Genomic DNA, 10,574 nt, shown 5'->3' on the forward strand with positions numbered 1-10,574 from the left:
GAGTCTGGTGCAGTCGGCCAAGCTCAATGGTCAAGATCCGTGGGCGTACCTGCGCGACGTGCTGGCGCGCATCCATTCGCATCCGAGCCACCGGCTCGATGAACTGCTGCCGCATCGCTGGCGCCCGAGCTGACGAATGGGCGTGATCACGCAGGCCTTGATGGTCCAGGCGGCCATCGACGTCAACGGCATGGGCCAGGAACAGAAGGTGCGCTTGGCCGACGAGATCTTCGCTCAGCAGCCCAACATGCTCGCCTCGATCCTTGCGCTGCCACGCATGGGAGTCGGCATGGTGGAACTGGAGGTGCCGCTGCACATCCTGTTGGTGACGTTCCAGGCGATGAAGCGCAGCGGCCACGAGTGGCCGATCGTCTCGGAGGACGTACAGGACAGTTGCATGCAGCGATTAACGGCCCGCGCGCGCTTCAACGAGGGATTGCCGGGCGTCCTGGCGAACCAGGTCATACAGCAGTTCTGCGACGAACACCTCGAGCGCTACCTGCTCGCGTTCGTCTACGGATACTTGGGCGACCACGACTTGCTGCGTGTGCGCACAGAAGCCGAAAAATACCTGCTGCTGGCCGCTCTCAACCTCGTGGAGTGCGTCGCCTTCGTTGGATCCACGATCTCAACTTGATGTCACCGGCACGAAGCCGGGTCAAGGTGGAATGGCCGGACGCTCACGCCGGACAGTGGTGGATGCTGAAGGACTGAGATGGGCCCGTCCTTCAACAATGTTCAAGCTTTGGGGGGCGGTCCAAATCATGGTGGACACGTGCACACTATTTCTCCTCAGGCTTCCGGTGATCGTCGGCGACGCCGGCTTCGTAGCGACGAGTTCAATGGCGCCAAGGTCAAGTCGTGGGCCTCACCTTCTTCGGCGGCGCCGCTCATTCGCACGAGCGCGTGTACCTCAACAGGGCCGAACTCGAGCAGGCGGCCCTGTTAACGGAGAAATTCTCGCTGTAGAGTAGGTCGCGGCACCGCCGGCGCGGCCATATTAATGCCGCGTTGGCGGCGGCTCCTGCCCCTCGATGCCAACGAGGAACGCAAGTTCTGACTGGGTGTGCAGGCCCAGCTTGTCGTAGATGTGATTCAGGTGCGCGCGCACCGTGGCGGGTGACAGGCCCCAGTCTCTGGCTACCACCTTCGCCGACCAGCCGCGGGCTATTGCGGCAGCTATCTGTTGCTCTCGCGGACTCAACTCGCCAAGCGCCGTTCGACATCGCACCCGAACAAACATCAAGCCCTGAGTTGTCTGTGAACGAACAATGATCGTTCTCCCGTTGTAATGACCTTCGGTTGTAAGCGCCCGGAGCAAAGGATCGGGTAGTCGACCCGTGTGCAGTCGGGGCCACTCAAGCGCAAAAAGGTTCTCAACATCTGCCCATGGCGTGTGCATGTAGCCCCAGGCATCGGTGATCGCTTGCGCTTCCTTGCAAGCTGCAGGCGAGGCTGCTTGATGAAGCTGGATCCGCCAGTTGATCTGTTGAGCCTCGTGCAGGTGCGACATCATTTCCCCATACGCGCGCTGCTCTGCTTGCGTGAAGTGCGCATCAGGGTCGCTTCGGTACAAAGAGAGCCAACCCATGAAGTCGGGCTGCAGAGCGTGGTTGACGCCGCAAACCATATAGCTCTGCCGGTCGTATCGCTTAGCATAGGCCCGCATGCTCGACGATTCGACGCCTGCAAAAAGCGTTGGCGCGTGAAAGCGAATCGGGACGCCGAGACGCTCCATGATGGCGGCTGCGACTGGATCGGCAACATTGAGCTTGGCCCACTCTTGCACAGCCTCTTGCGGCTGGCGATGGAGATGCACGATATGTGGGGCCACACTGCCGTTAGGACGAAGAAGCCCCGAGCCCCAGATCGCAGAGTCAAAGACCAGCAAATTCTTAAGCGCGCCGATAGCATTCTCTTCAAACGCGCCCGACTCCATTTCGCGCGCGGCGCGATAGAGTTTCAGTAGCAGTAGCGACCTCTCCACGGCAGTTTTTCCTCCAACTAAACCCACCCCGCCGGCATTGCTCCAGTGGGCGGCCCATCAGCAGAAACTGCGCCTGCGTAAGTCATTTAGAGGATGGCGCGATGTCGCTCGAAATTCTAGTCTCCATGCTGCAGACCCTCAAGCGGGCTCGAGCTCCAAGGCGATCCGTCGGGCCATCAAAGACCGGAGGTAGAGGATGTTCAATCTAGGGTCACCCAAGGTTCGGCAACTGCCGCGACGCGCGAGAAGCTGGCTGTCCGCGCACTCGCTTGCACCCTGTTTGCTTGCAAGTTCGGTCTTGTTGAGCGCTTGCGGTGGTGGCGGGGGCGGATCACCCGTTCTTGCGCCCATCGGATCGGCCACACCTACTGCACCCACTACGCCAACAACAACTGCGGAGTCGGCCAGCGTTCCAGTGAGCGCCGACTCGCCCGTCGCAAGGTTCGATGCCGTCGGAAGTGTCGACTTCACTGCTGAGAGCGGCATTCTGGGCAAAAACGTGCGGCTCCAAAGGTCGGTAGATAGTGGGGTGAATGATGCGGTGGATGCCAGAAAGGCAGCGCTTGACATCGAATCACCCGATGACTCGACGATCATCATTGCTACTCCTGTCATGCCGAATGCGGACCTACCAGCGCGCCTCAAGGTGCGTGGCCCCGATGCCCGCGCCAACGAAGCGTACGCCGCATACACCTACCATTCGACCGAGGAGGAAGACGGTGTCCAGACACTTGCCACGAACTACTTTCGGTCGCTTGCAATTGTTGAAGCGAAGATTCCTCCAAACGCCTTTACGGAATCCGGGGGGGAGTTCATCGCGCGATTGAAAATTGCGCGCGCAACGACATACAGCGACGCGGAGATTGCGGCAGCCCAGAAGAAGCTTGACGCGTCGAGACGCTTAGCGGTTGCCAAGCAGACGGTCTCACACAACCTGCCCGAGTCACTGATCGAGTGCCCATTGAAAGAAGGGTGCATAGAAACTAGCCGATACAACCATCAGCGGTACCTCGACGGGAAGCGGGCGCCGCATTTCGGCAGCGACTTTCGAGCCGGAGTTGGAACAAGCGTGTACGCGCCGTCCGACTCGAGTCTGATCGGCGGACTTTCGCGCGACGACTGGAATATCAAAAAGCCGGCGCAAGGGGTTTCTATGCTATTCGGCACCGTCAAAGGGCTGACGCAAGTATTCTTCTTCCACCTGAGTGAGATTGATCCCGTATTTCTGAGCGATAACCCCAAGGATCCGAAGCGCAAAGTGCTGAAGATCGGTGCGGTCATTGGGGATCGTACTTATGTCGGGCGCACCGGGAGCACTGGCACGGCGAAGGCCCACCTGCACGTGCAGGCATATACGGTCTCCACTGAAATGTGCGATGGCGACTTGCGATCGGGCCCGGCATTCACGTGCCGCAAGGGATATGCAACCGTCGATGCGTTTGAGCAGATGTTGGCGACGTTCGAAATCGTCTCCCCCGCCGAGGGGCCACTTACCTTGGACTCGAAGCAGCCTTTTGTTGTCAAAGCCTTGGACAAGTCCGCGGCCCGAGAGCTCTCGTCGGAGGTCGGCAAGGCCGTCGAAACTCTCACAGGCGATCCCACTAGGAAGCTTTGCTTTTCGGACACCGGTCGCCTCATCGATTGGTCCACCTCCGGAAAGGAGTGGCTTGAAGACGGCCAGGCTTGCACCGAATGGCAATGCACCATGACAGGGACGTTTGCTCGCAGGGGTTCGTCAGAGGTGGCCGTTACATACAGCACGGCTGCGGGGCTGCTGCGAGGCTCGTTTGTCGCGACTAATGGGAGCGTGGTGGCGCGGGCGGTCTATGGAACGCTTGGATGTCCGCCCGTGGCCGATCCGAGCGCGGTGCGCCTCCCGCGAGTGTGTCCACATAATTTTGTCAAGATCAAGCCCGGGGTTCCGCGTCTTCTGACTGACTTTTTCTCGATCGATCCTGGCAACGACCCGCAGGTTAGGTACGTCTACGTCGGAGTCTCCTTCTTCAAGGGCGAAACGAGCGCGCTGAGTCTTGTCGGTGCGACCAGCTCTGGCGAATCGACATGGCAGGGCAGGGCGGTCTTGCCAAACTACGGCTTCACCGCTTACGGGACGGATGTTTTCTACTCATGCCAGAACCTCCCGCAGCCACATCCAGCCAGAATGGCGGGAGTCCAGGTTCGCCTCGACGACGTTAATGCGACATCGGCCTCCCTTCCTGTGCTGGTCGTCCAGTATCAGCGACTGTCTGCGAACGGCCCCGATTGCTTCAGTGCTGGAAACTACAACCTGTTCAGCCGGGTGAACATTTGGGATGCACCGCTTCCCATCGCCGTCGAGCCCCCCGAGCTCGAGCTTCCTCCGAAATAGGCGAATGACTCCGCAATATGGCATTAGGGCCGCAATACCGATTGCACCCGGGCCTCACCGCCCGAGACACCGTTCCCGCCGGCATGCTCGGTGTGGTCTGAACTGAAACCGAGAGCGGTGACCCGGAACGGATCGCTCAACGGCCTAGAGAAGTCTTTCGCTATGGGTACTTGAGCTGCCTGGCCCTTGTTCGTCAAGATCGCCGATAGCTGTCCTTCGTCAAGGGGGCGATCGCGGCGAAAAGTCAGCTGTCAGGCGAGGCCGCGAATTTGAACTCGCGGCCACACCAGTCGGTAGATCGCAGTGCCCGAACGCGGTCGCTCGGCGCCGCTCCCGACCCATAGCGGAACTAGCCAGACGGCGCACTGACAGCTTGAAACACGACGCTCGCCGCACGTAATTAGCCAAGCTTGCTTCGCGTCGCCCATCGGCAACGAGCGCAGCCGAGAGCGCCGCCGCGGCAAGAAATTTGAGCATCGAAGCCTCCCAGCGCATTGTTTAATTTGATAGTTCGAAGGGAGGACGTGGTGCAACGCCACGGGTCGTACTCCTTTCGATGGATGCATCAAGAATGCGAGCCGCATAAGAATTCGGCTCTTCTTCCAGGAGTACGTCCCATGAACTTGAAACGTGTCTTGGCTTGGTTCTGCTGCCTCGTCGTAGCGGGTTGCGCCGATCTGGGCGCCGTGAGAGACATCTCGTCGCGTCTCGCGGCATCGTCCAAGACCTGGGACGACGTAAGTGGGGACATCGCGGGCTCCTGCCAGCGGGAGCGCGTGCTCAACCCCGCTTTGGTCGATTGCCAGCTCGAAGACAAGGCCTCCGAGGGCCTGGTGGCCGCAGACCGGGTGCTGACCGAGTATTTCAACGCGCTATTCGCGGCGGCAAACGAATCGAACTTCACCGTCAAGCCCGGCCTGGACGCGCTGGCCGGTTCGGTCGGCTCGATCCCGGGCATAGACCAGGCCCAAGTCAAGGCCGCCTCCGGCTTGATAGGCCTGATTGCGAAGCTCGCGACCGAGCAGATGCGCGAGGAAACCCTTCGCGACCTGATCCGCAACGGCGGGCCAGCGGCGCAGACCTTGGTGGATGGGCTCTCCCAGCTCGTCGTGCCGCGGTTGAAGGCGCGTCTATCCTCGGAGCGAACCCAGCTGGCCGGCTACTTTGCGCAGGCGATCCTCGCGCAGCGGGATGCGATCGGCGACGACGTCGATGCCATCTGCGCAGGCTCGCAGGCATCGCGGTTCAGCGCCGTCGGGTTCCTGCTCACGCAGGAATACTGCCAGCGCGTCGCTGTGGTCGCCAAGCGCCAGAAGGCGCTGGATGACTACCAAGCCTCGCTCTCGAGCGCCTCGAAGGCGCTGGTGGAACTGCAGTCCTCGTCGGCCAAGCTCAAGGCGAAAGACGTCATCCGCAGGTTGTACGACATCGGCCGGGAGCTCGATGACAGCCTCGCGGCCGTTCGCAAGGCCTTTGCTTGAAGGAGCACCACATGACCGTTGCCCAAGACCTCGGCCGCGTAGCCGACCTGTGCGCCGATGGCGCGAAGAAAACGCTGGCCGCCATCCTCGCGCTCGGTCCCAAGCCCGATGGCGGTCCGGACGCCCTCCTCTGGGAGCAGCAGTCGACCCGGCTGCAGGGCCAACTCAACAGCCTGACCGCTCTTAACTCCAAGCTGACCGCTGCGAGCGTCATCGCCGGGCTTTCCACGTTCGCTGCCGACCTCGAGATCATCGGCAAGGCATCGAAGGATGCGCAAACGCGCATCGCGAAGATCAAGGCGGCGTCGGAGCTCCTGACCAAGCTCGCCAGGGTACTGGACCTCGGGCTCGCGCTTCTGGCGGCCGCGGCGGCGCCGTCTCCAGCCACGATCGGCGCGGTGATCAAGGCGGGGAAGGCGGTCGCTGACGAGGTGTAGGCCGGAGTTGGATTGGATCGCGCCGAGGCGGGGAATGCTTCGGACTACTCGGTCATGCGCCGAGTCTCTTGCCGAAGGCTACAGATTGCTCGCCGCTCATGGTGTTGTTTTAGCTCGCGTCGCGGCATTTCCAATGGTGACCCTGCGCGCGACATAGCGTTGCTTGCGCTGCGAGCGCCGGTCGGGTGTGTCGCCTTCGGGGTACTGCGGTCACGTGGCGGCGCAGAGGTCGAACGGCCGGTTCCAGCGGCCACCGACACTCGCCTCGGAAGAACGAGTGACCGGAACCAGTCTTTCAGAGACGGTCACTCGCAATTTCCAGTCGTGATGTCCTCGAAAGGTCTCCCTCACTTCGTGCTGCCTGACGGAACGGATAAAAGGATCAAAGCCCACCTTTCACCCCGGTTATCGACCCCAATCGGAGGCTGTTGATGAAGTCAAAGCGCCAAGGCGCACAAGGCGCAGGTGGCCAAGGAAGTCAGCGGCGCGCGCACTTGAGGATGCGTCTGCTGCCGAGCGCGCGTCCTTGTCTGCAGCCTTGCAGAATGCGAGGAGGGTGGAGCGCAAGCTGCGCCAGGAACTGCAGGACAAGTTGGCGGAGCTTTCTGGGGAGCAGGCGCATGGCCAAGCGTTGGAGAAGAAGCTGGGTGCAGTGGGTCATCAGCCCGTCGAGGAGATGGCCGCGCACCGTGCGGCCAGCACGGCCTTGGCGCAGGCCATCGCGGCTGTGAGTCAGGAGCTCAGTAAGCGACCCGTAACGCGCCGTCCGCGGACTGGTTGATCGCGATCCCAAGGCGTGTCGAGAGCTCGCCACGAAACACATCGACCAACGCGAGAGCGGTCCGGGCGGCCGACCGGTCTCGAAACGCTCCTACAGACTGGTCGGTGCCGGTCGCTATGCGCGGCGGAACGACAGTGCCTACAGAGAGTCGACCTCGGCATTTTTCAGACGAAAGTCCGCTCAAGGCCGGATCCTGACCGTGCTCGTCGAACGACGACCGAACGCTGCAGAAGCCCCTGCCGACGACTGCTCTGGCATGGAGAACTGATGGTCAGGGCCCGATGCAGCAGTTCACGGTTCTCCGGCATGCCCGGTCTGCTTCCGCCAGTAGCCCACCCTCACCAGAACCTGCCGAAGGGATCCGGACCTCCCCCCAGCCGCCGACCGATATAGCTCCACAGCGCGCCGTCATCGTCATGCAGAACGCGCGCAGCCCTGTGTATCGCAATGGCTGCAAAGTCCTTAGCACCGCGCTCGTTTTGGGGGTTGCCGCCAACCGCATAGACCTCCTGTCCACTTACTTGGGCCAAGACAGCGGTCACAGCATCGGCGACAACAAGAAGCATCGCGCTTTCTGCATTGTTTTTCTCCTTCTCGGAGTCGGCGCACAAGTCAATAACGGCGCCCGAAAGCCAAGGATCATCCGAGTCGCCGGACTCGAGCAACGTCCAGGCGCGCCCGATGGACTTACGTGCGTAGCCATACGCTTCCGAAGTCACAGGGGCGGCATTCACTCCCTGCCGTTCCAGCCGGGGGAGTAGGTATTCCGCCGCAATCACAGCCGCCTTGATGGCCGCGGAGGGATCGATTCTGTAGAGCAGCTTTGCGTATTCCCCCAACGATGCATGAGGGTCGGACCAAGGTCGGGCCAGTTCCGCATAGCGAACTCGTCCAGTCCGCGCGAGTTCCACCCGTTGCATGAACGTCGGGACGTCTTGAGCTGGACGCCGCTCCGTAGCTAACCGAAACGCTTCTGCGAGTACCGTGTCCGCAGAGACGCCCCGAAAAAATTGAGCCCGACCTCGATTTGTAGCAGGACTCAATGTCTCCACGACGTGGTCGTATCGGCGATGGACGTCGGCCGCGTCGCTCTCGTGAAATCCCCAAAGGATGTCCATACTGTCGCTGTTGCCCGCGAGGGCGGCGGCCAGCGTCCTCATGAACAGATCGTCCCATCCTCCGTAGCCAAGAATAGCCAGTGTGGAATTGCGTAGGATATTGCGCAGAGAGTCGGCCAATTGTGGACGGTCCTGTGAAAGTTGAGTGGACGTGTGCAAAGTATCACTGCCTCGCCAGAAGCCATGCAAATGGACCACGTGCGTTCCGACGCCGCTGAGGTAGAGCAATGAGCCATCGGCGTGCAGGGCGCTGGAAAAATACGGAGCCGCTTGTTTTGACAGTCCAATCTCGATCAGCGGATCGAAATTAGTTGTCAATATCGAACGGCCAAAGCATTCCGGCAGGTGGGTGACCAACGCCGACAAGGCTCGCAGTCCTTGTGGCACGTGCCAGCGTGCCGCGTTTCTCTCGAGATCCCTAAGGTCATCGTCCTTGAGCGATTTGCCTGATAGGGATAGTCCGGCGTCGGCTGTGGCCTGCAGCACGGCCTTGCGAACCACCCGATTGGCGGCGTCTTCGCCAAGCTGTTCGATCAGCTGTTCAAATGCAGTCTGATATGAATCGGTGGGCTGCCAGTCCGGGCCAAGTTCCGCTTCGATGAGAGTCATAATCGCCTTCGCACCAAGCACTCCCCGGCCTTCGGCGTCGGGAAGGCAAACGCCTGAGCCCATTAGAAACACAACCTCCCGTTCTCCGGGTAGTACGGCCCTGGCAAGTCTCTTGGCCAAAGCATCGGCCGTCTGGAGTTTGATGGTCATCATGCATCCTTTGATGGGCAACGATCCTGACGCTGGTTCAACCTGCAGCGTCGATTTTGTATCGATCGTTGAAAGGCTTCTCAGTTGGCGTGCATAGGCATCGCCTCGACGCCCATGGGGTCGGCAGTCTTCCAGTTCTAAGCAACACGACCCAAGCCACGGCTGCCGCGACGCCCACGGAGACTTGCGAGCGATTGCTGAACCACAGCAAAGCGCCTGCAACTCGCGCACCAGCTCCTTCCCAGCGAGACGGCAAGCGGGGCGGCGAACGCCGGAAGAGGGGCATTGGTTGGGGCTTGCGCTGTCAAAAGCACTTCATCCGGGAACCTGCACTCCGGTCCTAGCGTAATACTGCTTTGGGGCATCGCCTACGTCGCCCACCCCTTGCAACAATGCCTTAATGCCACGCATAATTTTTACCCCACCGCCGCCGCGGGGTCACAGGGGCTGCTGATGCAAAAAGGATCGAACTTCGTGCTTGCGGTCGGTCTTGGGTTCGTGTTCTGCAGCGCGGCCTCCGCTGAAGACGTCGAGCACGACCAATGCACCTGCAAGATCGTTCAAGTTGGCGCGCAGTCGATGCTTCGGGGGGGCGTTTGCCAGCGGACTGAAGCGGGCAAATGTCTGATGGAGTGGGGCTCGACGGGCAAAGGCAAAGTGCCAGCAGGCAATGGCCTTCCGCGAGAAGACGCCGCGCGGCAAGCCGAAGCGATGATTAAGAAAGGTGTCAAAGACGATTTCACAATCCCCGTGCTCGCAGCGCCTGCTCCGTCCAACGCTACCCCTTTGCAGATTGCGTTGATCAATCTTTCGAGGATGCCGCCGGAAGCGTACGAAAAGCCAGGAATGGCAGAGAGCTTCGTGCTCGCAGCAGCGACCGCTTTGGTGCGCTTTGATGTTCCGATCGATCGCCTCGCCGCGGATGCGTTGCGTGAGCGGCGCAAACAGCTGATAGCGGCACTTCGGAATCAGAAGGAGGATGGCTTTACGGTCGGCCCGTTCGCGGTCAAAGGGCAATTTGGCTGCCTTCGGATCGATGTCGAAGCGCAAAAGGCCTACGTCTTCATCAAAACACCTTTTGCCCTGCCAGAGAGCTGCTGAGAATGTGGCGGAACGTTGTCCTCGTTTTGCTCTTTATGACGACCGCGTCTAGAGTCGCGCTCGCGGCCGAACCGAGGCTGTTGAGCGATCCGGGGCGAGTCGCGCAAGCCGATCGCGCGATCGTATTCGTTCATGGCGTGCTGGGCGCACCGGGCGAATCGTTTGGTGGCTGGCCGAATATCATCGCGCATGATGGCACTACGTTGCCAGGCCACGGAAAGGTGTCCGATTTTGCGGTGTACGCAGTGGACTATGAAGCCGACTTCAAGTCGAGTGTGAAGTTGGACGACGTCGCCATCGGCGTCTCTCGCGAGCTCGCAGCGTCGCAGATCTTCAAACGCCATCGTCACGTGTGGCTCGTTGCACACAGCATGGGCGGACTCGTCCTCAAGCGTTCGATGGTGCGCTGGCTTATCGAGAAAAAAGAGGTGTTACTCACCAGTCCGTAATTAAAGCGACAAAAGATTCAATTGATGGTAGTCTCGAAAGGCATGAAACGAGACGGCCGCACACTCGACCACGCAACGCTCGAAGAGTTTCGG

Annotated in this window: 9 protein-coding genes; 7 read left to right on the forward strand and 2 right to left on the reverse strand. The window is 60.7% G+C overall.

The annotated features are described in order from the left end of the window. Together WKW79_RS36100 and WKW79_RS36105 are read left to right on the forward strand one after the other, a co-directional pair. On the forward strand, nt 1–133 hold a 133-nt coding region (locus WKW79_RS36100), incomplete at its 5' end, for a transposase domain-containing protein (protein WP_340340050.1). 3 nt (nt 134–136) lie between these two features. Further along, nucleotides 137–637, forward strand: coding sequence for a hypothetical protein (locus tag WKW79_RS36105; protein ID WP_340340042.1), 501 nt, complete (start codon nt 137–139; stop codon nt 635–637). Nucleotides 638–1,000: 363 nt separating this feature from the next. On the opposite strand, the gene WKW79_RS36110 is transcribed toward WKW79_RS36105, so the two are convergent. Then, nucleotides 1,001–1,987, reverse strand: coding sequence for a helix-turn-helix transcriptional regulator (locus WKW79_RS36110; protein ID WP_340340043.1), 987 nt, complete (start codon nt 1,985–1,987; stop codon nt 1,001–1,003). Between the two features lie 415 nt (nt 1,988–2,402). On the opposite strand from WKW79_RS36110, the gene WKW79_RS36115 reads away from it, so the two are divergent. The 3 genes from WKW79_RS36115 to WKW79_RS36125 all read left to right on the forward strand — a co-directional run bounded on the left by WKW79_RS36115 (nt 2,403) and on the right by WKW79_RS36125 (nt 6,273). Further along, on the forward strand, nt 2,403–4,355 hold the full coding sequence (locus tag WKW79_RS36115; RefSeq protein WP_340340044.1) for a M23 family metallopeptidase: 1,953 nt from the start codon (nt 2,403–2,405) through the stop codon (nt 4,353–4,355). A 623-nt stretch (nt 4,356–4,978) separates the two neighbouring features. Beyond that, nucleotides 4,979–5,836, forward strand: a complete 858-nt coding sequence (locus tag WKW79_RS36120; protein ID WP_340340045.1) for a hypothetical protein — start codon at nt 4,979–4,981, stop codon at nt 5,834–5,836. An 11-nt stretch (nt 5,837–5,847) separates the two neighbouring features. Further along, the gene (locus WKW79_RS36125) at nt 5,848–6,273 is read left to right on the forward strand and encodes a hypothetical protein (RefSeq protein ID WP_340340046.1); all 426 of its coding nucleotides are present in this window, start codon (nt 5,848–5,850) and stop codon (nt 6,271–6,273) included. A gap of 1,119 nt (nt 6,274–7,392) precedes the next feature. Here WKW79_RS36125 and WKW79_RS36130 read toward each other — a convergent pair. Continuing rightward, the gene (locus tag WKW79_RS36130; RefSeq protein WP_340340047.1) at nt 7,393–8,931 is read right to left on the reverse strand and encodes an SIR2 family protein; all 1,539 of its coding nucleotides are present in this window, start codon (nt 8,929–8,931) and stop codon (nt 7,393–7,395) included. Between the two features lie 453 nt (nt 8,932–9,384). Here WKW79_RS36130 and WKW79_RS36135 point away from each other — a divergent pair, with 453 nt between their 5' ends. Together WKW79_RS36135 and WKW79_RS36140 are read left to right on the forward strand one after the other, a co-directional pair. Next, complete coding sequence (locus tag WKW79_RS36135; RefSeq protein WP_340340048.1) at nt 9,385–10,032, forward strand: hypothetical protein; 648 nt, start codon at nt 9,385–9,387, stop codon at nt 10,030–10,032. A gap of 80 nt (nt 10,033–10,112) precedes the next feature. Continuing rightward, nucleotides 10,113–10,481, forward strand: coding sequence for an esterase/lipase family protein (locus WKW79_RS36140; protein WP_340340049.1), 369 nt, complete (start codon nt 10,113–10,115; stop codon nt 10,479–10,481). The last annotated feature ends 93 nt before the right edge of the window (nt 10,482–10,574 follow it).

The sequence above is a fragment of the Variovorax robiniae genome, from assembly GCF_037889955.1.
GTDB classification, from domain to species: domain Bacteria; phylum Pseudomonadota; class Gammaproteobacteria; order Burkholderiales; family Burkholderiaceae_C; genus Variovorax; species Variovorax robiniae.

What these genes read in the sequence shown, in the direction of transcription:
- WKW79_RS36135 (WP_340340048.1), top strand. Translation starts at nt 9,385, where the DNA reads ATGCAAAAAGGATCGAACTTCGTGCTTGCGGTCGGTCTTGGGTTCGTG.
- WKW79_RS36105 (WP_340340042.1), top strand. Translation starts at nt 137, where the DNA reads ATGGGCGTGATCACGCAGGCCTTGATGGTCCAGGCGGCCATCGACGTC.
- WKW79_RS36125 (WP_340340046.1), top strand. Translation starts at nt 5,848, where the DNA reads ATGACCGTTGCCCAAGACCTCGGCCGCGTAGCCGACCTGTGCGCCGAT.
- WKW79_RS36130 (WP_340340047.1), bottom strand. Translation starts at nt 8,931, where the DNA reads ATGACCATCAAACTCCAGACGGCCGATGCTTTGGCCAAGAGACTTGCC.